Origin of the sequence: Hafnia sp. HMSC23F03, from assembly GCF_001816025.1 — a bacterium.
Taxonomy (GTDB): Bacteria; Pseudomonadota; Gammaproteobacteria; order Enterobacterales; family Enterobacteriaceae; genus Hafnia; species Hafnia paralvei.
Window position 1 is genome coordinate 498,364 of sequence record NZ_KV824214.1, and the last position, 26,110, is coordinate 524,473.

At 49.4% G+C, this 26,110-nt stretch carries 20 protein-coding genes; 11 read left to right on the forward strand and 9 right to left on the reverse strand.

The genetic code is table 11. From position 1 onward, the window contains the following. Nucleotides 1–78 precede the first annotated feature (78 nt). A complete protein-coding gene (gene metH, locus HMPREF3091_RS07990) occupies nt 79–3,762 on the reverse strand; it encodes a methionine synthase (protein ID WP_070715190.1) in 3,684 nt (1,227 codons plus the stop codon). A 303-nt stretch (nt 3,763–4,065) separates the two neighbouring features. Here metH and iclR point away from each other — a divergent pair, with 303 nt between their 5' ends. After that, the gene (gene iclR / locus HMPREF3091_RS07995) at nt 4,066–4,905 is read left to right on the forward strand and encodes a glyoxylate bypass operon transcriptional repressor IclR (RefSeq protein WP_070715192.1); all 840 of its coding nucleotides are present in this window, start codon (nt 4,066–4,068) and stop codon (nt 4,903–4,905) included. A gap of 39 nt (nt 4,906–4,944) precedes the next feature. Here the strand turns inward: iclR and ynfE are convergent, their stop codons facing one another. From ynfE to parC, 4 genes are all read right to left on the reverse strand, one after another. Next, a complete protein-coding gene (gene ynfE / locus HMPREF3091_RS08000; protein ID WP_070715194.1) occupies nt 4,945–7,386 on the reverse strand; it encodes a selenate/tellurate reductase subunit YnfE in 2,442 nt (813 codons plus the stop codon). A gap of 178 nt (nt 7,387–7,564) precedes the next feature. Further along, nucleotides 7,565–8,983, reverse strand: coding sequence for a cell division protein FtsP (gene ftsP / locus HMPREF3091_RS08005; protein WP_035503921.1), 1,419 nt, complete (start codon nt 8,981–8,983; stop codon nt 7,565–7,567). Nucleotides 8,984–9,109: 126 nt separating this feature from the next. Further along, the gene (locus tag HMPREF3091_RS08010) at nt 9,110–9,856 is read right to left on the reverse strand and encodes a 1-acylglycerol-3-phosphate O-acyltransferase (RefSeq protein WP_008814710.1); all 747 of its coding nucleotides are present in this window, start codon (nt 9,854–9,856) and stop codon (nt 9,110–9,112) included. A 216-nt stretch (nt 9,857–10,072) separates the two neighbouring features. Then, nucleotides 10,073–12,352, reverse strand: a complete 2,280-nt coding sequence (parC, locus tag HMPREF3091_RS08015) for a DNA topoisomerase IV subunit A (RefSeq protein WP_070715196.1) — start codon at nt 12,350–12,352, stop codon at nt 10,073–10,075. Between the two features lie 255 nt (nt 12,353–12,607). Between parC and HMPREF3091_RS08020 the strand changes: the two genes are divergently transcribed. From HMPREF3091_RS08020 to agaF, 6 genes are all read left to right on the forward strand, one after another. Beyond that, on the forward strand, nt 12,608–13,786 hold the full coding sequence (locus HMPREF3091_RS08020) for an AgaS family sugar isomerase (RefSeq protein ID WP_070715197.1): 1,179 nt from the start codon (nt 12,608–12,610) through the stop codon (nt 13,784–13,786). Then, nucleotides 13,786–14,514, forward strand: coding sequence for a GntR family transcriptional regulator (locus tag HMPREF3091_RS08025; RefSeq protein ID WP_070715199.1), 729 nt, complete (start codon nt 13,786–13,788; stop codon nt 14,512–14,514). The genes HMPREF3091_RS08020 and HMPREF3091_RS08025 overlap by 1 nt, the downstream gene beginning before the upstream one ends. Before the next feature lie 191 nt (nt 14,515–14,705). After that, nucleotides 14,706–15,179, forward strand: a complete 474-nt coding sequence (gene agaB, locus HMPREF3091_RS08030) for a PTS galactosamine transporter subunit IIB (RefSeq protein WP_004095259.1) — start codon at nt 14,706–14,708, stop codon at nt 15,177–15,179. A gap of 55 nt (nt 15,180–15,234) precedes the next feature. Further along, nucleotides 15,235–16,020, forward strand: coding sequence for a PTS galactosamine transporter subunit IIC (agaC, locus tag HMPREF3091_RS08035; RefSeq protein WP_070715200.1), 786 nt, complete (start codon nt 15,235–15,237; stop codon nt 16,018–16,020). Beyond that, nucleotides 16,010–16,870 (forward strand): PTS galactosamine transporter subunit IID, encoded by an 861-nt coding sequence (agaD, locus tag HMPREF3091_RS08040; protein ID WP_070715203.1) that lies wholly within the window; start codon nt 16,010–16,012, stop codon nt 16,868–16,870. The genes agaC and agaD overlap by 11 nt, the downstream gene beginning before the upstream one ends. A 45-nt stretch (nt 16,871–16,915) precedes the next feature. Beyond that, nucleotides 16,916–17,353 carry a PTS galactosamine/N-acetylgalactosamine transporter subunit IIA gene (agaF, locus tag HMPREF3091_RS08045; protein ID WP_004095256.1) on the forward strand — a complete coding sequence of 146 codons (438 nt, stop codon included), beginning with the start codon at nt 16,916–16,918 and terminating at the stop codon, nt 17,351–17,353. Nucleotides 17,354–17,401: 48 nt separating this feature from the next. On the opposite strand, the gene HMPREF3091_RS08050 is transcribed toward agaF, so the two are convergent. The 4 genes from HMPREF3091_RS08050 to HMPREF3091_RS08065 all read right to left on the reverse strand — a co-directional run bounded on the left by HMPREF3091_RS08050 (nt 17,402) and on the right by HMPREF3091_RS08065 (nt 21,386). After that, on the reverse strand, nt 17,402–17,938 hold the full coding sequence (locus tag HMPREF3091_RS08050) for a YbbD-related protein (RefSeq protein ID WP_070715204.1): 537 nt from the start codon (nt 17,936–17,938) through the stop codon (nt 17,402–17,404). 2 nt (nt 17,939–17,940) lie between these two features. After that, complete coding sequence (locus HMPREF3091_RS08055) at nt 17,941–19,191, reverse strand: ABC transporter substrate-binding protein (RefSeq protein ID WP_246839964.1); 1,251 nt, start codon at nt 19,189–19,191, stop codon at nt 17,941–17,943. A gap of 25 nt (nt 19,192–19,216) precedes the next feature. After that, nucleotides 19,217–20,608, reverse strand: coding sequence for an ATP-binding protein (locus HMPREF3091_RS08060; RefSeq protein ID WP_070715276.1), 1,392 nt, complete (start codon nt 20,606–20,608; stop codon nt 19,217–19,219). A gap of 67 nt (nt 20,609–20,675) precedes the next feature. Beyond that, on the reverse strand, nt 20,676–21,386 hold the full coding sequence (locus tag HMPREF3091_RS08065; RefSeq protein ID WP_070715206.1) for a response regulator: 711 nt from the start codon (nt 21,384–21,386) through the stop codon (nt 20,676–20,678). A gap of 364 nt (nt 21,387–21,750) precedes the next feature. Here HMPREF3091_RS08065 and HMPREF3091_RS22490 point away from each other — a divergent pair, with 364 nt between their 5' ends. From HMPREF3091_RS22490 to HMPREF3091_RS08080, 4 genes are all read left to right on the forward strand, one after another. Next, nucleotides 21,751–22,092, forward strand: coding sequence for a hypothetical protein (locus tag HMPREF3091_RS22490; RefSeq protein ID WP_139146203.1), 342 nt, complete (start codon nt 21,751–21,753; stop codon nt 22,090–22,092). Between the two features lie 366 nt (nt 22,093–22,458). Continuing rightward, nucleotides 22,459–23,175: a hypothetical protein gene (locus HMPREF3091_RS08070; protein ID WP_246839965.1), complete on the forward strand. Its 717-nt coding sequence runs from the start codon at nt 22,459–22,461 to the stop codon at nt 23,173–23,175. Further along, entirely contained in the window at nt 23,168–24,694 is a 1,527-nt protein-coding gene (locus HMPREF3091_RS08075) for a GH3 family acyl-acid amido synthetase (protein ID WP_070715211.1), read from the forward strand. Before HMPREF3091_RS08070 ends, HMPREF3091_RS08075 begins: the two co-directional genes overlap by 8 nt. 9 nt (nt 24,695–24,703) lie before the next feature. Then, nucleotides 24,704–26,107: a B12-binding domain-containing radical SAM protein gene (locus tag HMPREF3091_RS08080; protein WP_070715213.1), complete on the forward strand. Its 1,404-nt coding sequence runs from the start codon at nt 24,704–24,706 to the stop codon at nt 26,105–26,107. Nucleotides 26,108–26,110 lie beyond the last annotated feature (3 nt).

A 26,110-nucleotide genomic window follows, 5' to 3' on the forward strand; every position in this document is an offset into this window, starting at 1 on the left:
GATGCCAAAGTAAGCTTCAGTGATAAACAGCGTTCGTAATGTTACACCGTACATGACCGATAAAATCTAAATTAGCCGTTAATCCGCATCATACCCAAGGTTCGGCGCCAACCAACGTTCAACCTCGGCAACCGGCATTCCTTTACGTTGAGCATAATCTTCCACCTGATCGCGTTGGATCTGCGCAACCGCAAAATATTTGCTTTCAGGATGGCTGAAATACCAACCGGAAACCGACGCCCCCGGCCACATCGCGTAAGATTCGGTGAGCTTCATCCCCACCGTATTTTCAGCATCCAATAGCGTCCAAATTGCCGCTTTTTCAGTATGCTCAGGGCATGCCGGATAGCCAGGTGCAGGGCGAATACCTTGGTAATTTTCGCGGATTAGCTCTTCATTACTGAGGTTTTCATTAGCCGCATATCCCCAATAAACCTTACGTACTTTTTCATGTAGGTATTCAGCAAAAGCCTCAGCTAAACGGTCAGAGAGCGCCTTCACCATGATTTTATTGTAATCATCATGCTGCGCTTCATAGGCATCAGCCAACGCATCCTCTTCCAGCCCACCGGTAACCGCAAATGCGCCGATATAGTCTGATTTACCACTGGATTTTGGCGCCACGAAATCCGCTAAGCAGTAGTTAGCAAAATCTGTTTTTTCAGTCTGCTGACGTAGATGATGACCCGTAACAAGCACCTCATCACGGAATTCATTGCTGTATATCTCTACATCATCGCCCACCCGATTAGCAGGGAAAATGCCATACACGCCACGCGGATTGAGTTTGCCGCTGCTCGCTAAATCATCCAGCATCGCATTAGCATCTGCAAAGACTCGCTTGGCTTCTTCGCCAACCACTTCATCCTCGAGAATGCGTGGGTACTTTCCTGCCAGCGACCACGTCATGAAGAACGGCGTCCAGTCGATGTAATTACGTAAAGTATCAATGCTCGCGGTCACCTGATGCACGCCCAAACGATGCGGAACAGGCGGCGTGTAATCTGACCAATCAAGCGAAGTCGCATTTTCACGCGCGGCCTCCAGTGAAACTGGCGGCGTGCGTGGCTTTTTGCGTCCGTGTTGAATACGAACCGTTTCATACTCTTTACGCGTACGAGCCACAAAATCAGGTTTTTGCGTTGGGGATAACAGCGCAGCAACAACGCCTACGGTACGTGAGGCGTTCGACACATAGGTGGTTGGCCCACTGTAGTTCTGCTCGATTTTAACCGCCGTATGCGCCTTAGACGTCGTTGCTCCGCCGATCAACAGCGGCAGATCGAACCCTTGGCGCTCCATCTCTTTGGCCACGTAAACCATTTCATCCAACGACGGCGTTATCAGCCCAGACAATCCAATAATATCAACGTTTTGCTCACGTGCAGTTTTCAGGATTTTATCGCAAGGCACCATAACGCCCAGATCGATGATTTCGTAGTTATTGCATTGCAGCACCACGCCGACGATATTCTTACCGATATCATGTACATCGCCTTTCACCGTCGCCAGCAGCACTTTCCCCGCCGATGTACCTTTCTCTTTGCTAGCCTCAATAAACGGCTCAAGGTAGGCTACGGCCTGCTTCATCACACGGGCAGATTTCACCACCTGCGGCAAGAACATTTTTCCATCACCGAACAGATCGCCAACCACGTTCATGCCGTCCATCAGCGGGCCTTCAATGACCTCAATCGGACGTTCGGCTTCAAGACGAGCCTCTTCAGTATCCGCTTCAATAAACTCGGTAATGCCTTTAACCAGTGAATATTCCAAGCGTTTTTTTACCGGCCAACTGCGCCACTCCGCCTGAGGTTTATTGCTATCGTCATCACTCTTGCTACCACGGTATTTTTCCGCCAGATCCAGTAAACGCTCGGTACCATCCTCTCGTCGGTTTAAGATCACATCTTCAACCGCATCACGGAGATCCGTCGGGAGATCGTCGTAGATCGCCAACTGCCCGGCATTAACGATCCCCATATCCATACCATTACGGATCGCGTAGTACAGGAATACCGCGTGGATCGCTTCACGTACCGGATCGTTGCCACGGAAGGAGAATGAAACGTTAGACACACCGCCAGAGATTAGGGCGTGCGGCAGCTCGGCTTTGATATCTGCGCAGGCTTCGATAAAGTCCACGGCATAGTTGTTATGCTCTTCGATACCCGTCGCCACCGCGAAAATATTGGGGTCAAAAATAATGTCTTCAGGAGGGAAGCCGACTGTTTCAGTCAGCAGTTTGTAGGCACGGCGGCAAATTTCAATTTTCCGCGCGCGCGTATCCGCCTGCCCAACTTCATCAAACGCCATTACCACCATCGCCGCACCATAGCGACGAACCTTACGCGCGTGCTCGATGAATTTATCCTCGCCCTCTTTCATCGAGATCGAGTTCACAATCCCCTTGCCCTGAATGCACTTCAGACCTTTTTCGATGACTTCCCATTTGGAGGAATCAATCATTATCGGTACACGGGCAATATCAGGCTCGCCGGCGATCAGATTAAGGAAACGCACCATTGCCGCTTCGGCATCGAGCATCCCTTCATCCATATTGATATCGATGATCTGAGCACCGCTTTCTACCTGTTGCAGCGCAACTTCTAGCGCTTCAGCATATTTATCTTCTTTAATCAGACGCTTGAACTTGGCTGAGCCCGTAACGTTGGTACGCTCACCGACGTTAACAAAGAGCGTATTGGCATCAATGGTCAGCGGTTCTAAACCCGCTAAGCGACAGGCGACGGGAATATCTGGCAGCACGCGTGGTTTTACACCGTCAACCGCCCGACTGATTGCTGCAATGTGCGCAGGTGTCGTACCACAACAGCCACCGACGATATTCAGAAAACCAGCTTGAGCCCATTCGGCAATATGCTCAGCCATCTCTTTCGGGCCAAGATCGTATTCACCAAAGGCATTCGGCAGACCCGCATTTGGGTGTGCCGTGACAAAGCATTCAGCAATGCGTGATAGCTCTGCGACGTACTGACGCAGCTCATCCGGCCCTAATGCACAGTTCAAACCAAAGGTCAGCGGCTTCACATGACGCAGAGAGTTGTAAAAAGCCTCGGTAGTTTGACCGGACAGAGTACGGCCTGATGCATCAGTGATCGTGCCGGAAATCATGACGGGCAGTTCAACACCCATCGCTTCGAATTCGGTTTCAACAGCATAGATTGCTGCTTTGGCATTCAGCGTATCGAAGATAGTTTCGATCATGATCAGATCGACGCCACCCTCAACCAGCGCACGGGTTGATTCACGATAGGCTTCAACTAACTGGTCAAAGGAGATATTACGGAAAGCGGGATCGTTAACGTCTGGAGAAATTGACGCCGTGCGGTTAGTCGGGCCGAGTACACCTGCAACATAGCGTGGCTTATTCGGGGTTCGCGCCGTCCATTCATCGGCGCAGGCTCGAGCTAAACGTGCAGCTTCATAGTTGATTTCCGCGGATAGGGATTCCATATGGTAATCCGCCATCGCAATGCGCGTAGAGTTAAATGTATTGGTTTCTAGAATGTCAGCGCCGGCTTCGAGATAGTCATAATGAATCGCGCTAATAATATCCGGCTTGGTCAGAACCAGTAGGTCGTTATTGCCTTTAAGATCGCTCTGCCAATCGGCAAAACGATCGCCTCGGAAGTCCTCTTCGGTCAGCCGATAGCCTTGAATCATGGTTCCCATACCGCCATCCAGCACCAAAATCCTTTGGGATAGCTGATGACGTAATCTCTCAACGGTTGTGCTCACTGTTGCTCCTAGTCTTTCATTTACCCTGATATCACCCGTCTTTTAGTGCAGGTTTTTTATTCAAAAAAATGGCGTTTCCTCATCCTAACATAGGTTTCAGTTCTGTTGGCGGAGGCGATCTTGAGACTTTTTCAGGTGACTTTTGCGTACCGCCTCTGACTTTGAACACGTCGGAGCAGTTAAAACCAACGATTACATCCATAATGTCGAAAACGAAAATAGATTCCATTTTTATAACATTTTTTTAATAAGAATTTGTTCAATAAAAATAATTATTTACGACTGTCTCAGGAGAGCAACACGATGGCGACGACCGTGCCCGTAAAACGTGGGAAGAAACCACGTGCCACCACGCCAACCGCAGCGCCTGCGGCCACCGGACAGGTTCAATCCTTACAACGAGGATTGAGATTGTTGGAATTAATTGCCGAATCTCACGGTAGCGTTGCGCTCACGGATTTGGCTCAACAAGCAGGACTACCAAACTCCACGACTCATCGCTTATTGAGCACCATGCAGCAACAAGGCTTCGTCCAACAGGTGGGCGATTTAGGTTTGTGGACCATCGCTTCTCATGCCTTTTTCGTTGGCAGTAGTTTTCTACAAAGCCGCAATCTGCTGGCGATTGTCCACCCGATTTTGCGCCGTTTAATGGAAGACTCGGGTGAAACCGTGAACTTGGCGGTGTTAGACGTCAGTGATTTTCAGGCCGTGATCATCGATCAGGTGCAGTGCACGCAGTTAATGCGCATGTCTGCGCCAATCGGTGGCAAACTACCGATGCATGCATCAGGCGCGGGTAAAGCATTTTTATCCACCGTGAGCGATTCTCATCTGGTTGAATTACTGCATAAAAAAGGTCTGCATAGCTATACACCGCATACCCGTAGCAACCCTACAAGTTTGAAAGAAGAACTGGCGCATATCCGCAAACAGGGGTTTTCTTTCGACGACGAGGAGCATGCTTTGGGACTGCGCTGTATCGCAGCCTGCATCTATGACGAACATCAAGAGGCTTTCGCTGCCATTTCTATTTCAGGCCCCGTTTCACGTATTACAGACGATCGCGTTATCGAAATTGGCGCTCTGGTCATTAAGGCGGCTAAAGAGGTCACACTGGCCTACGGCGGTAGACACTCATAACGTATTAGGCTCCCCTGAAGGGGAGCCAGATTGGGCAAATTATACTTTTTCGATTTCCACTAAATTTGTGTGCTGCGGATTACCTTTCGCTAACGGTGATGGACGCATCGTAGTCAACGTATTGATACAGCCACCGTGGTCAACCTTATCCCCAGCCATATCAGCCTGATGCCAAGCTCCCTGCCCCATTGCGCTGACTCCCGGCATAATGCGCGGCGTGACTTTAGCATTGATAATCACCGTTCCACGCTTGTTAAATACGCGAACTTTATCGCCGTTTTGTATACCACGTTTCTGTGCATCGATAGGGTTAATCCACACCTCCTGGCGACAGGCGGCCTGTAGCACATCAACGTTGCCATAAGTAGAGTGGGTGCGCGCCTTGTAATGGAAGCCAAACATCTGCAACGGATAGATAGCACGTAGAGAATCATCCCATCCTTCAAACGTCGAGGCATACACCGGTAACGCACTAATGGTTTCGTCTTTTTCCAACTCCCACGTAGCGGCAATTTCTGCCAGTCGCTCAGAGTAAATTTCGATCTTTCCTGAAGGCGTTTTTAGGGGATTCGCGTCTGGATCTTGGCGAAATTTTTGGTAAGCAACAAAATGGCCATTGGGATCTTTACGTTTATAAATTCCCTGCTGACGCAGGGTTTCATAATCAGGGAGCAGCGGATCACGCGCCTGCATTTTGGCATACAGATAGTGTAGCCAATCAGACTGCGTACGCCCTTCGGTAAATGCCTGCTCTACATCTGGCCCGAGTCGTTTAGCAATCTGTGACATGATTTCATAGATCCCCTTACGCTCAAACTTGGCGCTAGTCGCAGGCTGACTAAAGATTAAATACCCCATATTTCCCGCATAATCATTAGGAACAATATCCTCCTGCTCCGTGGTCATCAGATCCGGCAGCAAAATATCGGCATACTTGGCCGAAGAGGTCATAAAGTTTTCAATGACGATGATCTTTTCGCATAGGGTATCGTCCTGCAAGATTTCGTGGGTTTTGTTGATATCTGAGTGCTGATTAATCAAAGTATTACCGGCGTAGTTCCAGATAAATTTGATGGGAACATCCAGCTTATCTTTTCCGCGTACCCCGTCGCGTTTCGCCGTCATCTCCGGTCCACGCCGGATGGCATCGGTCCACGTAAATACAGATATAGAGGTTTTGACCGGATTGGTAAGTACCGGCATCAGCTCAATCGTGATGAGATAAGTCGATTCTCGTGCTCCACTGTTGCCACCATGAATACCGACATTTCCGGTCAAAATCGGCAACATAGCAATTGCTCGGGCAGTTTCTTCCCCATTAGCCTGTCGCTGTGGGCCCCAGCCTTGGCAAATATAGGCAGGCTTCGCAGTACCGATTTCACGCGCCAGTTTGATAATACGTTCGGCGGGAATACCTGTTATACGAGATGCCCACTCTGGCGTTTTGGCTATCCCGTCTGGCCCTTGACCTAAAATATAGGCTTTGTAGTGCCCGTTTGCGGGAGCACTATTGGGCAATGTTTTTTCGTCATAGCCTACGCAATAGCGATCTAAGAATGGCTGATCGACCAGATTCTCACTGATCAACACATGCGCTATCCCGCCCACCAGCGCAGCGTCTGTTCCTGGACGGATCGGGATCCATTCATCTTCGCGCCCTGCGGCGGTATCGGTATAGCGAGGATCGATCACGATCATTTTGGCATGAGAGCGTTCACGTGCTTGTTCGAGGTGATAAGTGATCCCGCCGCCGCTCATCCGCGTTTCAGCGGGATTATTACCGAACATAACGACCAGTTTGGAATTCACAATATCCGACGTGCTGTTCCCATCGTTGCTGCCGTAGGTGTATGGCATGGCTGCAGAGATTTGTGCAGTGCTATAGCTACCATAATGGCTAAGATAGCCACCGTAGCAGTTCATCAAGCGGCCAATGATCGAGGCGTACGGTGATGAGCGGGTGACGTTGCCGCCGATGACCCCAGTTGCATAGTTTTGATAGACCGCTTCATTGCCATATTTTTCAACCGTGTATTTCAGGCTGTTGGCAATTTCGTCATAAGCCTCATCCCAGCCAATGCGCTTGAATTTCCCTTCTCCCCGCTTGCCAACGCGTTTCATGGGGTAATTCAACCGCTCTGGATGATTCATACGGCGGCGAATGGAGCGCCCACGCAGACAGGCTCGAACCTGATGATCGCCATACTCATCTAAGCCGGTGTTGTCAGTTTCAACCCAATACACTTCATTATCGCGGGTATGCAGACGTAACGCGCAGCGGCTGCCGCAGTTGACCGAGCACATTCCCCACGTCACTTTATCTGGCGGAGGCGTTGCAACGGTCGCAGCCTGAGCATTACGCATAAACGGCAAATTCAGCGCGCCACTTGCTAATGCTAGCCCACCCAAAGCACTGCCTTTAACCAAACTGCGGCGCGTTATCGATATCCCTTCATTATGTATTTTTTCTTTATTATTCATTTCGATGCCCCCTGCCAGAACGATTGCTCAATTAGCTATAGCTACCAAATAAAATATTGAGTTAGGTTGGGGAGAATCAAAAAGAAGCGACTTTTTACACAGAGATGATCAGAAATGTGAGAGCAGATCGATTTATGACAACGCCCTTTCACACAAGAGAAAGGGCGTTATAGAAGAGTTATTGAGCGGCGTTGACGACCAGTTGCCCTACGCTACCGCGGGTAGCAAGTTCTAACGTTTGGCTATAGTAGATGAACGGGAAATGTTCAGAAGACGCCTGAGGGAAGTAGACCATCAGAGATACTTCACCATCGACCCACACCGTGTCTTTCCAGCCACGGTCTTCAACCATTGGCGGCGCATTGTTGACGCTTTTCACCAAGAATTTAGCACCCTGAATGTAAAATGCCTGCGGCGTGTCTGCACGCACCGTCCAGCGTTCCCATGTCCCCTGCTGTGCCTGAATGTCTGTCCGGTGTAAATCCCAAGTTGCGCCGTTTATGCCTGGCTGGGAAGCACTGCCAAGACTAATGCTGCGCGTATTGACTACGCTGCCTTCCATCATGTCATCAGACAACAGACGCGTTGGCAGATTATCCGTCACCAGCGGCAACAGGCCGGTTGGACGCAGGGTAAGTACGGTAGTAGAAATCAGAATGGAAGAGGGCTCAAACAAGCCACGCAGACGATCCATAATACCTGCTGCAACACCCGCAGTAATCGATACCTCTTCGCCTTTAGACATATCGACCAGTACTTCGCGGCGCTCTCCCGGAGCCAATGTTAGGCTGCTGGCAATCACTGGCGCTGGCATATAGCCTTGATCGCTGGCAATAACGCTGAATGGACGATTATCGCTCATGGTCAAAGTGTAACGACGAGCGTTAGAAGCATTGAGCAAACGTAAACGTACCCAGCCACGAGAAACCTCAACAAAAGGTTCCTGCACGCCGTTGACCAGCAGAGAATCTCCGTAGAAACCACCGGACGAAGGCGCTTCGTATTCTGGTGTACCAAAGTTATCTAAGCGCTTGTCTTGGATAATGACAGGGAAATCATCCACGCCATAGTGGTTTGGTAAAGGCAGATTTTTGCTGTTCTCATCTTCAACCAACCACATTCCCGCTAGGCCGTTGTATACATGTTCGGCCATATGTCCAGGGGTATTGGCGTGATACCACAGCGTGGCCGCAGATTGGCGAATAGGCAGCACTGGCGACCAATCCACATTCGGTGACATTAAACGTGCCGCACCGCCGCTTAAAGCGCCGGGAACTTGCAGCCCACTGATTTCCATCGAAACCGACTCAGGCAGACGGTTGCTATAAATTAGCTTCACGTCATCACCGCTATAAACACGTACGGTCGGCCCCAAATAAAGCCCATTGATACCCCATGTGCTGGCCTTACGCCCGCTCATGAAAGCCCAATGTGAACGCTGTAGCGTCAGAAACAGAGGCTGACCGCGCTTTGATTCCAATAGAGGAGGAATGGGCAGCGAAACTTGCGATCCACTCGCATGCGCCCTCAGCGGCAATGCACTTGCACACAGTGCCAGACCCGAAGTCTGAATAAACCGACGTCGACTGAGTGACATAACTTCTCCATGAATTTGCTATGCAAACTGAAATGCCAGAAGGGATCTCAGCATCAACGATTGAATTCAATCGTTTAAATAAAAGACCTGCCAAACGCTGACAGGCCTAAATAATATTCTTTAGAATCAAGACTTAGCTTCGCGCATCTGAGCTTCACGAGCAGCCACTTCTGCATTCAGCTCATTGATTTTAGCTTCCATCAACGCATGACAGTAGGCTGACAGTTCACGAACCTGATCTTTGCCGTATTTAGTCACATCGATCGGTGGCAGCATTTCAACAATAACCAAACCGTTATTCCAGCGATTAAGCTTAACTTTGTCGTTTGTATTAGATGCACATACCGGAACAATCGGCACCCCAGCGGCAATCGCGGCATGGAAAGCACCGGTTTTGAACGGCATCAAACCACGACCACGGCTACGAGTTCCCTCAGGGAACATCCAGAAGGAGATCGTCTTGGTGCGGAATTGATTCACGACCTGCGCAATCGTGTTATGCGCTTTCGCACGGTTCGCACGGTCAATCAGCAGGTTCCCCGTTAGCCAATAAAGCAGGCCAAAGAACGGGATCCAAATCAGGCTTTTCTTACCCACGGTGACCGTGTTGGTCTGTACCGCATTCGATATCGTTACCATGTCATAGTTATTCTGGTGGTTAGCGATATAAATGGAGTTGCCGTAGTTCTTTGCTTCAGCCGGAATGCGAGTTTCTACTTTCAGGCCAAACAACGGCGACAAGCGCCCAAACATGTGGCCGAAGGTCGCAACGTGGCGTGGATTACGCGGGCTAAACAAGCAATAAATACAACCGAAAATGCAGGCCAAAATACAGTATAGCGTGACCAGCACAACGCGAATGATGGATAACATAACAACCTCATAAACATATAGCCGGAGTTAGTATACCGACTTAGCTGCAAAACACACCGGAGATTCCTTGGCTGCAGCGTTAAAAAATCATTGGAAAACAAGCGAGGAGATGCGCCGACATGCGATCAAGTTCGGTGCCAGCGCCCGACTCCGACGTGACGCTATGTCTCGCCACGTCGGCTCGTCCTCCAAGATAAACGTTTAAATCCTCAACATTTACTCTTCACTATCGCCTGGGCCGACTTTGATCTGCTCTGGCATTTCTACATCAACACGTTCGATGCGCTGCAAGCCACGCGGTAACAGCGTACCTTTGCGTCCGCGTTCAGCGCGGAATTTCTGTAGCTCCTGCGGCTTCATCACCAGCTTACGCTTGCCGACATGCACCGTAATTGACGTCTGCGGCGGCAATACAAACAGCCACGCCAGCTTATCTTCACCCGATGCAGCTTGTGCAGAAGGAATTGAGACAATCTTGTTGCCCTTACCCTTCGACAGCTGTGGCAAATCATTCACTGGGAACATCAACATACGACCAGCCTGCGTAATGGCCAGCAACATGTCATCGGCACCGTTGATTTCAATCGGTGGCAACGCCTTAGCATTTTCTGGCAAGGTAATCATCGCTTTACCCGCACGGTTACGTGCGACCAAATCGTTGAAAGTACATACGAAACCATAACCTGCATCTGAAGCCATCAACAGTTTTTGGTCATCCGCAGCCATTAATACCTGCTCAATGGTAGCTCCTGGTGGTGGCGTCAACTTACCGGTTAACGGTTCACCCTGCCCACGTGCCGAAGGCAGCGTCGTTGGATCAAGCGCATAACTGCGCCCCGTGGAATCGATAAAGACCACAGGCTGATTGCTCTTACCACGCGCAGCCGCACGGAAGCTGTCACCCGCCTTGTAACTCAAGCCGGTAGGATCGATATCATGCCCCTTGGCACTGCGCACCCATCCCCCTTCTGACAGAACAATAGTCACCGGCTCGGATGGAATGAAGTCGTGCTCGCTCATGGCTTTAGCTTCTTCGCGCTCTTGCAGTGGAGAGCGGCGATCGTCGCCGTAAGCCTGTGCGTCAGCCTGAATTTCTTTCTTGATCAACGTATTCAGTTTACGTTCAGATGCCAGCAATGCCTGCAAATGGTCGCGTTCTTTAGCTAGCTCATCCTGTTCACCACGAATTTTCACCTCTTCCAACTTAGCAAGGTGACGCAGTTTCAGTTCAAGAATAGCTTCTGCCTGTGTTTCTGAAATATCAAAGCGTTCAATTAGCTTCGGTTTGGGTTCGTCCTCGGTACGGATGATGTGGATCACTTCATCAATATTGAGGAATGCCACCAGTAAACCTTCCAAAATGTGCAAACGCTTCAGCACTTTTTCCAGACGGTAGTTTAAGCGGCGGCGCACCGTATCACGACGATAAGCGAGCCATTCAGTCAGAATTTCGAGCAGATTTTTGACCGCCGGACGATTGTCCAAGCCGATCATATTCATGTTAATGCGGTAGCTTTTTTCCAGATCGGTGGTGGCAAACAGGTGAGTCATCACCTGATCCATATCTACGCGATTGGAACGCGGCACGATGACTAAACGGGTTGGGTTTTCGTGATCGGATTCATCACGTAAATCTTCAACCATCGGCAATTTCTTCGCCCGCATCTGGCTGGCAATTTGCTCCAACACTTTCGCGCCGGAAGTCTGGTGCGGCAGCGCACTAATCACCACCTCGCCGTCTTCTTTTTTCCAGATTGCACGCATGCGAACCGAGCCACGGCCGGTGCGATAGATTTTACGAATCTCTTCACGCGGCGTGATAATTTCGGCTTCGGTTGGATAATCTGGGCCTTGGACATGCTCGAGAATATCGTCGAGCGTCATACTCGGCTTATCAATCAGCTCAACTAAGGCTTTCGCCAACTCACGCACGTTATGCGGAGGAATATCCGTTGCCATACCAACGGCAATACCGGTAGTCCCATTCAACAAAATATTAGGCAGGCGCGCAGGCAGCGTTTTTGGCTCCTGCAGGGTGCCATCAAAGTTTGGCGTATAGTCGACGGTACCCTGTCCTAACTCGCCCAATAGCACTTCAGCATACTTGGACAGGCGTGACTCGGTATAACGCATCGCAGCAAAGGACTTCGGATCATCCGGAGCACCCCAGTTACCCTGACCATCAACCAGCGGATAACGGTAGGAGAACGGCTGGGCCATGAGCACCATGGCTTCATAACAAGCGCTATCGCCGTGCGGATGATACTTACCCAACACGTCACCCACGGTACGTGCGGACTTTTTAAACTTGGCGCTGTTGTTTAACCCCAGCTCCGACATCGCATACACAATACGACGCTGTACCGGTTTTAAACCATCACCGATAAAAGGTAACGCCCTGTCCATGATGACGTACATGGAATAGTTGAGATAGGCGTTCTCTGTAAACGTATGCAGCGCTTGGCGCTCGCTGCCGTCATGGATCAGATCGCTCATTAATAATCCTCTGGCCGCCGCCATAACTGAATGAGTAAAACAGTCCGCAGCGGGACTTAACGACTGTCTTGGTCTTTACACAATTGCCCGCGATAGTAACTCATCTTTTATAGGCCTGTCACAGGTGATAGTAGGATCACCCGACTTATCCTTCTTGTAGGGCTTCTAATCATAAAACCGATCGTCGTCACAGACAGGCGTATTTTTTTTCTCCACCATTAAACATCATAACGTTCGAATGTTTGGAGATTAATCATGCAGAAATCAAGCATCACACTGTTTAGCGAAGCCGAATGGCAGTCAGCCGGTGGATTATTGACACTACAATCTATCTGCAATCAGCCTCGGCTATGGCGTGAAGGCTTTGCTCTTGTACAGCAACACCGCGCGGAAATTGAGCGTTTCTGGCAACAGTTGGCAGATGAGCCGCGCAATATCATTCTATGCGGTGCCGGTTCATCACTTAGTGCCGCACGCGTTGCCGCGCAGTGGCTCCGTCAACAAACCGGAAAATCTATTCAGGTTCTTGCCAGTACCGATATCGTCGTCAAACCTGAGTTGTATCTGGAAAATAAACCGACACTACTGGTTTCCGTCACCAGCTCCGGCAGTACTCCAGAGAGCACCGCGGTGTTTGAACTGGCTGAACGCCTGATCGATGACTGCTATCACTTGATCGTTGCGAACGATCCGCAGGGAGAATTACCTAAACGCAGCCAGCATCACGCCAAAACCCTCTATATCCCAGCGCCTATCGGCACCAAAAACGGCTCTTTTGCTGCCGCCGCGGAATTTACGCTACCGATCTGGTATCTGCTGCTCATCTTCTTGCCTCAGCAATGGGATATCGCCCAGCGCGCCTTAGATGTTTACCAGCACGGAGCTGACTATTTTCTTTCACAGCAGGCTGAAAAAATTGCGGCCATCGCCAAACGCGACGCCCCCGTGGTGGTCAGTTTAGGCTCATCGTCGCTACAGTTTATCGCTGCCGATGCCAGCCTGAAATTACTGGAGATGTGCAACGGACGACAGGCTACCGATGATTTCTCAACGCTGGCATTTCGTCACGGTCCTAAACTAATCGTTAACCAGCCAGTCACCGTGGTTTGCTATCTTTCGCCCGATCAGGAGATCCTTCGTTACGATCTGGATATGGCTACCGAGTTAGCCGCGCAGCGCCATCCACAGGGGAAAATCATAGGTATTTCCGCGGCAAACGACGAACGTGTCGCGCAAGCCTGCGATGAGTATCTGCATTTTGACTCACCAGAATTGACCCAACTACCTGAAGTCTTTAGCGGTTTGTTGTATGTTATGTTCGCTCAGCTACTTGGGCTATTGCGCGCACGCCAACTGGGTGTAACCCCCGATCTCCCTTCCAATGACGGTAAAGTGGCCAAGGTGTGCAAAGTGACCATTTATGGACAGGATTGATGCATAACGAACTCGAACAGGCTGCCCCTCTCTATTTGCATATCGCAAAAGATCTGCGTGAAAGAATCGAAGCGGGAGAATTCCCGCTCGATACTCTGCTGCCGCCAGAGCCTGTGCTCTGTCAGCAATATCAATGTGGCCGAGTTACGCTGCGCACGGCGGTTGAAATGTTAGCTCAGCGGGGATTTTTGACCAAAAAACAGGGGCGGGGCACTCTGGTGACCACGCCTGCGTGGTTGGCAGACAACACGCTGCCAGTGGGTTTTAGCGAGAAAATGACTCAGGCCGGTCTTGCTCACCACACGCAAGTAGTACGCTTCGAGCACTGTCTGGCTACGCCAGAACAAGCCCAGAAATTAGGCATCAATGCCACTCAGCGCGTGATAATCCTTGAGCGTTTGCGATTTGTCGAGCAACATCCGGCGCTATATGAAATCACCGTTTTACCCGCCGAACGTTTTGCCACTCTGAATCGCCAGCACGTAGAGCAGCACGGGCTTTACCATACGCTTGCTCATGACTTTAACCTATTGAGCATGCAGGCTCAGGATGATTATCGTCCCTGTATCGTCCCAGCACCGGTGGCCGCTCTATTACAGCTCGAACACCAACAGCCTTGCATTGAAATTGTGCGCCTTGCCACCAGCCACGGCCTGCCTTTCGAGTTCACGGTGAGCTATACCAACACCGAACATTACCCGCTTCGCTTCCGCTATCTGCGGGGATAAAACCGCTAATATTACAGCGCTGCAAGATTCGCAGACTTACCTTGCAGCCGCGTAATAATTCAATAGCATCATGTAGCCTTTGGGAGATTTCCTCGCCTTAGACTGATTACGTCCCTTTTTCTGCCTGCCTAGCTATTTAAGAAAGCGGGCAGAGAAAGGGAAACGATCATTCTTTTGCAAGGAGATACATTATGGCTACCCCGAACATCCTACTGCTGCGTATTGATAACCGTCTGGTTCACGGACAGGTTGGCGTGGCCTGGTCCTCTTCTCTTGGCGCTAATTTGCTTTTGGTTGCCGATGACGGCGTGGCTCAAGACCCTCTACAACAACAAATCATGTCCATGACGGCTGAATCTATGGGCATTGGTATTCGCTTTTTCTCTCTGCAAAAAACCATCGACATCATCGGTAAAGCATCGGCAGCACAAAAGATCTTTATCGTCTGCCGCACACCGCAGGAAGCCCGCTTTTTGGTTGAGGGAGGCGTTCCAATCAAAAGCGTGAACGTCGGCAATATGCATTTCGTCGAAGGGAAGCGTTCCATCACGAAAAAAGTCTATGTCGACGATCAGGACCTCGCGAATCTGCGCGCAATTCAAGCCAAAGGCGTGGACGTTTTCATTCAAGACACCCCAAGCGATAGCAAACACAGCATCGACTGATTTTAGTAATGCGCGGTTTTATCTCTATAGGTTTAACTAAACGATAGGACACATCATGCATGAAATAACCTTAATGCAAGGCATGGGGCTCGCCATCATGGCCCTGATTGTCGGCATCGACTTCTGGCTTGAAGCTCTATATATCTTCCGCCCACTGATTGTGTGTACGCTCACCGGCGCGATTCTAGGCGATATCCAAACCGGTTTAATTACCGGTGCATTGACCGAATTGGCCTTTACCGGACTCACTCCTATCGGGGGAACTCAGCCGCCAAACCCTGTCTTAGCGGGGATCATGACAACGGTTATCGCCCACAGTACCGGAGTGGATGCGAAAACGGCCATCGGGCTTGGATTACCGTTCAGCTTCCTGATGCAGTACATCATTCTGTTCTACTACTCAGCATTTTCGTTCTTCATGCAAAAAGCCGATCGTTACGCAGAAGAAGGCGATACTCGCTCGCTGGGTCGCTTGAATCTGCTGTTAACCAGCATCGTGGCGATTACCTATGCCGCGGTCACATTCTTCTGTGCCTACGTTTCACAGGGCGCCATGCAAACGCTGGTGCAATCCATGCCAGCATGGTTAACCCACGGCTTTGAAGTCGCCGGCGGCGTATTACCCGCAGTCGGTTTTGGTTTACTGCTTAAGGTCATGATGAAGACACCATTTATTCCGTTCTTTATCGTCGGCTTCCTGTTTGTCACTTTTATTCCCGTACAAAACCTACTGCCGGTTGCGGTGCTAGGCGCCGCATTTGCGGTATATGAATACTTTAACGAACAGAAAAAAGCAGCGGCAACAGTCGTCGTAGCGGAGGATATGGAAGATGGCATCTGAAATCGTCAATACTGAAAATACGTCCGTACCCGCGACCACTGCGGGCCAAGATAATCCGCCCAAAACCGTGCTGACCCGTGGCGATATCACTCGCTTAGGCTTCCGTTCAGCTCTGCTTCAGTCAGGTTTTAACTATGAGCGTATGCAAGCGACGGGTTTTGCCAGCGCGCAATCTCCGCTGCTGAAAAAGATTTACGCCAACGATAAGGACGCCCTCAGTGCGTCCATGAAAGACAATTTAGAATTTATTAACACCAACACTAACGCAGCCGGATTCCTGATGGGGTTGCTGATTTCTCTAGAGGAACGACACGAAAGCCGTGACCTGATTAAAGGTCTGAAGGTGGCGCTGTTTGGCCCTCTAGCGGGTATCGGTGATGCGATTTTCTGGTTCACGTTGCTGCCGATCGTTGCTGGGGTGTGTGCGTCTTTCGCCAGCCAGGGAAGTATTCTCGGTCCATTGATTTTCTTCGTTGTCTACGCTGCGCTGTTCCTACTGCGCGTGGTCTGGACGCATCTGGGCTATTCACTCGGCGTGAAGGCCATCGATAAATTGCGTTCAAGCTCTGGCGCAATCTCACGAGCGGCGACCATATTAGGGGTCACCGTGATTGGGGGGCTTATCGCATCCTATGTTCACCTTACCGTAACCGCCAAAATTGCGGTCACTGCCGGACATGAGGTTTCGATTCAAGAGGCCTTCTTCGACAAAGTGTTCCCGAACCTGCTGCCGCTGGGCTATACGCTGCTGATGTATTATCTGCTGCGCGCCAAGAAAGTCAGTCCGGTAACGCTCATTTTAGTCACGTTTGTGCTCTCCATTGCCCTCTCTTGGTTGGGCGTACTGTAAGTTCACAGCGCGGTTCGCCGCGCTTGTTTTTTTAAGAGATTAAAGATGATTAGTCTTATTATTACCGGACATGGTCGCTTCGCCAGCGGTCTGTTTAGCGCGGTTGAGCAGGTTATTGGTCCACAGGAACAGTGCGTCGCCGTCGACTTTCCACCTGAAATGAGCACTCAGCAACTGGATGAAAAACTGACTCAGGCACTCGCCTCGCTACCTCAGCAAGATGGCGTGCTATTTTTCACCGATTTGCTCGGTGGCTCGCCGTTTCGCAGTTCCGTTATCTTGAGCCAAACATTAGCAAATAGCGATGTGGTGGCGGGTACCAACATGCAAATGCTGGCGGAAATGCTGATGGAACGCGAAGAGATCGCCAGCACACAGGAGTTTGTCACACAGGCACTCGCCTGCGGGCATCAGGGGATGCTGAGTTTCAGAGAGAAAGCGGCGGAAAACGCATCCGCAGTTGAAATCGATGAAGGGATTTAATTTCTGATGTTCATATCCTGAATAGATGAGCTGTAGGAATAAGACAACTCATCTATTCTGCAAGGCACAGTATCTGGCCATATTTTCTCGTGTTTCTTTATCACTATCGCCATATCGTGATGGTGAAATCAGAGTGAGTACATATATGTATCCAGCTTTCCCTGTGGCTTTACCAATAAGATAAAAATGTTCGTCATCGCCTTCCTCAGGTACTTTCGCTAATTTGCACCACCCCTGGGTTATCCATTCATTTTGAAGGAATTTGATTCCCGCATCAGACATCTGGACAGTAAAGGTTTTATCAAACTCGGATGCTGCGTTTTTTTCTAAACGGAAGGTCACCTGCAAATAATCGTGCTCTACAATGGTTGAAACACCGATATCTTTGGCCTGCGTCGGAAAAAAATCCGGTAACCAAGTATGAATGCCATCATCATTGGGTATATCTGAATAAGTCGCATATGTTTTACTGACCTCGCCGCTATCCCTAAAACTGCCCGAGAATAGTGCCAAAAGACCAATAAAAACGATTATTATCAATAAAATAGGCAGCAGAGAAAAAGTTTTTCTTATATGAGAATCCATAATTAATAACCTTTCACCGCCATTAACGCAGTGTTCAACTGCGTCACCGCCTGCTCTGGGGTTTGATTAGGGTGAGTGAAAAAGTCATTAAGAACGCGGAAGAAAACCTCTTTTGCCTGCACATCAACCGCCATTGAGTGCGCCATGCTTGGCAGTAGACGATTCGTCTTCTCGGCATCTTTAAACACCTTCGCCGCTTGCTGGGCGCAAACATCGAACGTGCTCATATCAATGTCGTTACGAACCGGAATTGAGCCTTTTAACTGATTAAAGCGGCGCTGGAAATCGGGATCCATCAACACATCCGCGAGTCGGCGCTGAGCCTCCACCGCGGTGGCATTGCCGTTTTGCTGCAAAATCGCAAAACTGTCAGTGCCGTAAATAAAGTAGCCTTCTGTACCTGGCGTTGCCACACAGAGAAAATCTTTGTTTGGTACAGCTCCCATCTGCATCAACTCACCTTTGGCCCAGTCTCCCATAATCATCATAGCGGCTTTGCCACTGTACAGAAGCTCTGCTGACTCATGCCAAGGCCGACCCGCTGATTTAGGATCTATATCATCATGTAACTGACGAAAACGCTGAAGTACGCGGATCATGCGATCGCTAGTGATTGCTTTGCTATCTAGCTTTTCGAATACGTCACGATAGAACAGACCACCTTCTAGGCCGAGCAGAATATTTTCAAACAACGTTGCATCCTGCCACGCCTGTCCACCGTGCGCTAACGGGATATAACCTGCCGCTTTGAGCTTATCGGCAGCTGCGAAAAATTCATCCCACGTTGTAGGGATCGCCAAATGCAGCGCGTTAAAAGGCTTGGGATTAATCCACAGCCAGTTAATCCGATGATTGTTTACGGGAACGGCAACGTACTCACCATGATATTGAGTGATCTGGCGAATCAACGGAGGTAACACGCGATCCCAAGCTTCGGTTTGCTCTTTGGTATAAGGACTGGATAAAAAACCCAGTGCGCTCCACTCCTGAATAAATTTGCCTTCCATCAGCGCCGCTGTCGGTGGGTTGCCTGCAATCATTCTCGTTTGCAGTACGCTATAGGCACTTTCACCCCCGCCACCTTTTACCGTGAAATCCTGCCAAGTATCTCCTTTGGCCGCTAACTCCTGTTTGAGCAGGTTTAGCGCGGCGCTTTCACTCTCCGATGTCCAGTAATGCAAGACCTCAACCGTTGCAGCACCACAGTTCATCGCCATCGTTAGCAAGGCGGTGGTCAGTAAAACTTTTTTCACCAGCGATTCTCCGTTACCTGTGCGATTACTGTAAATAACGCCTTAAGCGCAATACGGCGATCAGACCACCACAAGGATGGTTATACAGTGTGATATCGCCGCCGTGAGCGCGGGCGATACCGCGAGCAATTGCTAAACCTAATCCACTTCCCTGGGCATCACTATGTAATCGATAGTAAGGCTTAAACACGTTCTCTAACTGAGCTTGCGGAATGCCAGGGCCATAATCACGGAAACTCAGCGTCATATGTTCAGGATAGTTTTCCACGCTGATTTCAAGCCGATCTCCGTACTTCAGGCCATTATCCACCAGATTATTAATACAGCGTTTCAACGCCAGTGGGCGGCCAAACAGATAGTGCGGTGTGCCACGCAGGCTGATATTGGTATGTGCATCCATCAGCTGTGCCAAAAGGTGGCGTAGGTCGATACGCTCCATATTCTCGTGAATATCCGTATCCTTCATACTTTGCAGCGCACCTTTGACCATCATTTCCAGATCGTGCAGATCCTGCTCCAGCTTTTTCTCGAGCGGAGGATCGTCCAGCATTTCCACGCGCAGCCGTAACCGCGTCAGCGGCGTTTTCAAATCATGACTAATCGCAGTAAAAAGGATTTCTCGATTATGTAAATAGGCACGCAGTCGATCCTGCATTTGGTTGAAGGCTCGCGTCGCGCTAACTAATTCTGCGCTCCCTTCTTCAGGTAACGGAGGGCTATCCAACTGAGTGTTTAACTGATGTGCCCCCTGCGCTAAACGCGCTAACGGCCTCAGCTCTCTGCGTATCAGCCAGCCGCCAAACAGCGCTACCAGCAACATACTGCACAGCGTGAATCCCAGCTGACGAGAACCGAACAGCGGCAGATCCAGTTGATCATATGGCGGCGGTAGCGGTGCAGCAATAAACAGCCATTCGTCCTTGTTCAACGCTAACTGAAGCGCTAACACAGGCTCATCGCCACGTGATGTAACCAGCCCAAAACGCGCCCACCCCGGCGGCAAATCCACCATCAAAACACCCGCGTTAAATACCCGTAGCTGATTGGCTGCAGTGAGAGAAATCACCGAATTCAGCCTATCACCCTGCTGATTGAGTACCTCACTTTGCGCCAGCGCGAGTACCCTTTGCACATTACTGCTGTCGGCAAGCGGCTGCTGTTTGAGGGGATGGCTATTGATGGAGATGAAAAACTGCGAGCCCCCCAGCTCTAGCTGTTGCTGGAGTACCAGATGACGATAATTACGCGGCAGAGATGACATGAAATTGTAGGTCGAAAGCATACTCTGCGTCAGGCTACGAACGGTGCTCTCAAGACCCGCATTATTGCGTACGCTGTACTGTCGATACCAAAAAACCCCAGAGATAATCTCAGCCAAGAGCAAAGCGCACACCAGCATACATAACATGCGGCTCATCAAAGAACGCGGCCACAGGCGCTGATACCAACGCAATGGTTTTGGACTGGGATCAAACCGCCGGAACTCAGTATTCACGGCTCACATCGCAGCACAGCATATAACCCTGATTTCTTATCGTGCGCAGCAGACGGCGGTCGACGTCATGCAAGCGTTGACGTAGCCGACTAATCTGCACATCAATTCCACGCTCCAGAGGATTATTTTCACGCCGGCGGGTGATCTCCGATATTTGGTCACGATCGAGGATCTTGTTTGGAAAACGCAGAAAAAGAGATAACAAGGCAAACTCGATCCCAGAGAGGATCTCAGCGGCGCCTTGAGAATCGATCAATTCTCGGCGTAGCAGATCCAGTTTCCAGCCGTTAAAACAGAGATAGCGTGCTTCTGCCGTTGGACTTTGCGCTATCTGGTTGCGCCGCAACAGCGCCTTAACTCTTGCCAACAGCTCGCGTGCGCTAAAAGGCTTGGCGAGATAGTCGTCAGCACCTAGCTCCAGTCCGATCACTTTGTCAGTTTCATCAGAGGCTGCGGTAAGCATGATGATCGGCACCGAAGAGGTATTCCTCACCATCCGGCATAGCGTGAAGCCATCCATACCCGGCATCATGACATCAAGAATGATCAGATCGACGCTTTGTTGTTGGAGCGTTTGCATCAATTTTTCACCGTCAGGCAGCGCAATAACGCTAAATCCCGCGCGAGTGAAATACTCAGTCAGCAGAGTACGAATTTCTGCATCATCATCAATGAGCAACAGCGTATAGGGCAACATCATCGGTAAGGCCTCAGCAACACTCTAATCAGCACAGATGAACAAACACACGAGCTACCATAAGCCTAATGCACCTGATTTCATCTTTTACACATTTTGCTGTCGATTGATTTAATCTTGCAATAGTTACTTTCAATACACAATGAATCACCATGAGTGAGATAGCTAATTCATCGGTATAATGATTATAGTCCCCCCTTTCAAGCTAAGTGATGTGCTAGCAATGGAAGCTCTAGGCTAGAGCAGAGAGATGGTTCGATACGTCTAGAAGAACTAGCGGATATATGGGATTTCATGCTCAACATGCTGAGTAAAATACTAAGTATAATTCATCCATAGCTCGGATATTTTTAGCAAAAAGTAAAAAATGAATAAGACACCCAAACCAATTGGCGCAGCGAATTCATTGTCACTAATGAACAACCAAGATACAGAATTATCACCGGAGAAATATCCACCGCATGATATATTGCAAGCGTATTTTCATCAAAAAAATAAAAACAGAGCACATAATTTTATCAAAAGATCGCATCCGCGTAACAAAACCATCTGGAAATATGAAAATAATACCTCACAGCCATCTATACCTTGGCTAACAGAAATTAATGATGATTACTTTAAATTCCCTAAACCTATTACCAATATGAGAGTCCTCTACAGTGTAGTCTTCTCGTTTTTTCACTTGCTAATACTTTATTCTTTTTCATGATGATATCTGATGGCCATGGCGAGGTTCTTACATAATGGCACTAAGTCTCCTCGATTTATTCTGTTTTTATATTTATTAACACTCACAGTAAGACATGCTTATTTTAAACCCCAAACATTGCCTGCACTATATGGCATTCAAGCCAGCGTCATATCGCTTTAAAGAATATCCATCACCTTCATTTTCTCCCCATAAATGGTTAATTAAATGCCCTACAGATATTGATCATGAATCTCGAGGTTGATTTGAGTGATATGACGCAGAGCCCAGTTTGTTATAATGGACTCACATGTTATTGCATCGTTAACTACGCTACGATATCAAAACAACTTACCTCGTCAGTATTTTCATACAAGCAGGCGGTCAATGATGGAATATCAAGCCTATTTTCAGAAAATAAGTACGCTTTCAGAGGCTAAACGGGCACAAATGGCTGAGATTTACTTTCAGTCTTACGCGGGGAGCGATGCCCAACGCTTTTTCACCGATCTTCAGAACAAAGACGAAGTGCTACTTCTGAAGTTCAGCGGCCATGTGATTGGCTTTAGCACTATACAAATCTACCGGCACGCAGATGCGATAATCATTTATTCAGGCGACACCATCGTGATGCCAGAGCACTGGAAGCAGCAAGTACTGCATAAAGCGTGGATCAACCGAATGGCGCTGCTCAAGCAAGAAAACCCAGACCTGCCAGTCTATTGGTTACTGCTGGTCAAAGGGCTGCGCACCTATAAATACCTGAAAGTGTTCGCCAAAACATTCTACCCTCACTGGAAAAAACTAGAGCCAAAACTGAAGCATTTAGCTGACTCATTGGCGGCGGAAAAATTCGGCTCGCTGTATAATCCGCAAACGGGTGTCGTTGAATGTCCCGAGCATTATGGCTATTTGCAGGCATCACTGGCGAATATTTCACCCACGCTGCATACAAAACCGGAAGTGAATTTCTTTATGCAAAAAAACCCACATTACGCCCGTGGGCACGAGTTAGTTTGCCTATGTGAAATTTCGCCAGAAAACGTGGCTGAACGCTATCGACCATGCTTTGTCGATCCCTGCGTAGAGTTTCGCAATGAATAATCCTTGGCATCATTTTCGGAAGACAGATTCGGTGGTTTTGGGCTCAATAACCGAAAGGCAGAATCGCTGGTTAATGGCCTGTTTGAGCAACAATCAGAACTCAGCCTACGGAATGCATTATGGGTTTTCGACGATAGCTTCAATAGAAGAATTTCAGCGCCAAGTCCCCATTGTCGAATATGAAACACTGGCTCCATGGATTGATAACATTGCCAATGGTCTTGATGAACAGCTATTTTGCACCAGCGTAGTGGCGTTTGAGAAAACAGGCGGTAGCCACAGCGGCGGTAAACTTATCCCTTACACCGCACGCGGGCTGGCGGACTTCCGACACGGGCTTATCGGCTGGCTTAATTCAGTTATTACCCAGTTTGAACTGACCGAAGGAAAGGCCTACTGGGCTCTCAGCCCTGCGGCAACCCACACTGATACCACCAGCAGCGGTATTCCCATCGGTGCCGGAGACGCGCTCTATCTAGGAGAGGAAAACCTGAGCATGTTTGCCGAACTAAGCGCCGTTCCCTTAAGCCTTAGCACGGTCAAGGATATGGGGCATTGGCAGTTGCTCACGCTCTATTTTCTCATTCGTTGTCACGACCTGCGCCTAATTTCAATCTGGAGCCCCAGCTTCCTCTCGTCATTGCTAACAGCCCTGCATGAAAAACAACACACGCTGTTGATGCTTCTGGCACAAGGAGGAATAGTGGCAGATCACCCTCTGTGTGCGGATGCAGATGCCCTGCGCCGCTATCAGGATTATCTTGCGCAAAACAACACTCACATATTGTGGCCGAAGCTTAAAGTGATCAGCTGTTGGGCTGATGCGTCTTCGCAGCCGTTGGCGCGTGTGCTAATGAGCCATTTTCCCAATGTTGTATTACAACCCAAAGGGCTACTTTCAACTGAAGCTATTATCACTGTACCAGATACTCACGATAACCCCTGTTTGTGCATAGATAGTAATTTTTATGAATTTATCGACGACAATGGGGTAGTTTTCCTCGCGTCTGAGGTTAGGCCCAATGATGAATACCGCGTAATTATCACAACCAACAGCGGGTTATATCGCTACCAAACGGGAGATCGGGTGAAATGCATCAGCCGGCAACAAAACGGCGTGTCTTTGCGTTTTATCGGCCGAAGCGGCGTATGTAGCGATCTGGTTGGGGAGAAACTAACTGAACCCTTTGTGATTCATTGCCTAAGCAAGTTGGAAGGATTTGCGGCATTAGCCCCAGATACCGCTCGCCTCGGCTATGTGCTGCTGCTGGATGAGGAGTACCGCCAGCAGAATCAACCTTGGCTTAGCGGCGTTGAACTACAATTACATAGTAACCCGCAATATGCTTACGCTAGACGACTTTCTCAGCTTCACCCACTGCGCTACACGTTTATTGAACAACCAATAGAGCGCTACCTTCGCTGGCAATATGATAAGGGCAAAAAACTTGGAGATATCAAACCTCCAGCACTTCTGCCCCACGACAGCTGGCGTGATATTTTTCAAATACAGGGTTAAAACGTCAGAATGGAACCTTCAATATACAGTCCGCAGCGTAAGCTGAAATTATTATTGATCTCGCCAAAAGGACCGCTTTATCGCAGTCGTGGGGGGATATTTAAGCGTTCGTTACGCTACCAGCCGTTGACACTTACCACGCTTGCCGCACTGGTGCCCAAATCCCTGCCGGTGGAAATTACATTGCTCGATGAAAGTATCAGTGAAATCCCTGACACCATCGACGCAGATATGATCGGCATGACGGTCATCACGGGTAATGCTCCTAGAGCCTATGAGCTGGCAGCACGTTTTCGCGCCAAAGGCATTACCGTCGTGTTAGGTGGCCCTCACGTTACGCTGCTTCCAGAAGAGGCTACCCTACACGCAGATTCCATCTGTGTCGGTTATGCTGAGCAAAGTTGGCCACGCCTAATCCGTGATTTGCTGGCTGGTGATCTGAAACCCCTCTATCAACAGGATACTGACTTTCATCTGGATGATCCTGATCTCCCCTTTCCAGAACGTCATCTGTTCGATGATAAAAACTTTCTGACTCAAGCTGTATTTGAAGCAACACGCTCCTGCGCCCACAACTGTGAGTTCTGTGTTGCACCTAGCGCTTGGGGCCGTAAACAGTTTCAACACCCTGTGGAATGGGTTGTTAATGACATCCGACAGTTCATCGCTCGCACGGGGAAACGCAAGCTAATCTTTGTTGACCTAAACCTTGTGTCTGACATTGGTTACGCTAAAGCGTTATTTACAGCGTTGATCCCGCTGAGAGTTCAGTGGTTCGGCCTATCAACCGTGCTGATCGCTCATAATCATGAGCTGATGGAGTTGATGGCTCGCAGCGGCTGTAAGGGATTGCTACTTGGGCTGGAAACCGTCAGCGACGGCAGCCTAAAAGACGCTGGAAAGAAATTTAACGACTCAGTGGACTATAAAACTCTGATTGGTGATTTACATCGATTGGGGATCTCTGTTCAGGGTTGCTTCGTATTCGGCCTTGATCACGATACCATCGATGTGTTTGACCGCACCGTCGAGCTAGCCATTGATGCAGGCATCGATCTACCACGATTTTCAGTGTTAACCCCCTTCCCCGGAACACCTCTGTTCCAGCGGCTAGAACAGGAACAGCGCATTATCACTAAGGATTGGTCACTGTATGACGCTCAGCACGTAGTGTTTCAGCCTAAACTGATGAGCATGCAGGAACTGGAAGCGGGTCATGAATATGCATGGAAAAAGGTCTATCGCTATAACAACATCGTTCGGAGGCTGTGGAAGGCAAAAAACTTCTGGCCACTGGCGCTAACAGCAAATCTCGGCTATCGCTTCTACGCCCATCATCTGCATCAGTTTTATACCTGTGACTGGCCGATTGAGCATTCATCGTTACAAAATACCTCGACGCGGAATAGTTAATCT

What these genes read in the sequence shown, in the direction of transcription:
- agaD (WP_070715203.1), top strand. Translation starts at nt 16,010, where the DNA reads ATGGCATCTGAAATCGTCAATACTGAAAATACGTCCGTACCCGCGACC.
- HMPREF3091_RS08010 (WP_008814710.1), bottom strand. Translation starts at nt 9,856, where the DNA reads ATGTTATCCATCATTCGCGTTGTGCTGGTCACGCTATACTGTATTTTG.
- ftsP (WP_035503921.1), bottom strand. Translation starts at nt 8,983, where the DNA reads ATGTCACTCAGTCGACGTCGGTTTATTCAGACTTCGGGTCTGGCACTG.
- HMPREF3091_RS08020 (WP_070715197.1), top strand. Translation starts at nt 12,608, where the DNA reads ATGCAGAAATCAAGCATCACACTGTTTAGCGAAGCCGAATGGCAGTCA.
- iclR (WP_070715192.1), top strand. Translation starts at nt 4,066, where the DNA reads ATGGCGACGACCGTGCCCGTAAAACGTGGGAAGAAACCACGTGCCACC.
- HMPREF3091_RS22490 (WP_139146203.1), top strand. Translation starts at nt 21,751, where the DNA reads ATGAATAAGACACCCAAACCAATTGGCGCAGCGAATTCATTGTCACTA.
- HMPREF3091_RS08065 (WP_070715206.1), bottom strand. Translation starts at nt 21,386, where the DNA reads ATGATGTTGCCCTATACGCTGTTGCTCATTGATGATGATGCAGAAATT.
- agaF (WP_004095256.1), top strand. Translation starts at nt 16,916, where the DNA reads ATGATTAGTCTTATTATTACCGGACATGGTCGCTTCGCCAGCGGTCTG.
- ynfE (WP_070715194.1), bottom strand. Translation starts at nt 7,386, where the DNA reads ATGAATAATAAAGAAAAAATACATAATGAAGGGATATCGATAACGCGC.
- HMPREF3091_RS08080 (WP_070715213.1), top strand. Translation starts at nt 24,704, where the DNA reads ATGGAACCTTCAATATACAGTCCGCAGCGTAAGCTGAAATTATTATTG.
- parC (WP_070715196.1), bottom strand. Translation starts at nt 12,352, where the DNA reads ATGAGCGATCTGATCCATGACGGCAGCGAGCGCCAAGCGCTGCATACG.
- HMPREF3091_RS08050 (WP_070715204.1), bottom strand. Translation starts at nt 17,938, where the DNA reads ATGGATTCTCATATAAGAAAAACTTTTTCTCTGCTGCCTATTTTATTG.
- HMPREF3091_RS08060 (WP_070715276.1), bottom strand. Translation starts at nt 20,608, where the DNA reads ATGAGCCGCATGTTATGTATGCTGGTGTGCGCTTTGCTCTTGGCTGAG.
- HMPREF3091_RS08070 (WP_246839965.1), top strand. Translation starts at nt 22,459, where the DNA reads ATGATGGAATATCAAGCCTATTTTCAGAAAATAAGTACGCTTTCAGAG.
- HMPREF3091_RS08025 (WP_070715199.1), top strand. Translation starts at nt 13,786, where the DNA reads ATGCATAACGAACTCGAACAGGCTGCCCCTCTCTATTTGCATATCGCA.
- agaC (WP_070715200.1), top strand. Translation starts at nt 15,235, where the DNA reads ATGCATGAAATAACCTTAATGCAAGGCATGGGGCTCGCCATCATGGCC.
- agaB (WP_004095259.1), top strand. Translation starts at nt 14,706, where the DNA reads ATGGCTACCCCGAACATCCTACTGCTGCGTATTGATAACCGTCTGGTT.
- HMPREF3091_RS08075 (WP_070715211.1), top strand. Translation starts at nt 23,168, where the DNA reads ATGAATAATCCTTGGCATCATTTTCGGAAGACAGATTCGGTGGTTTTG.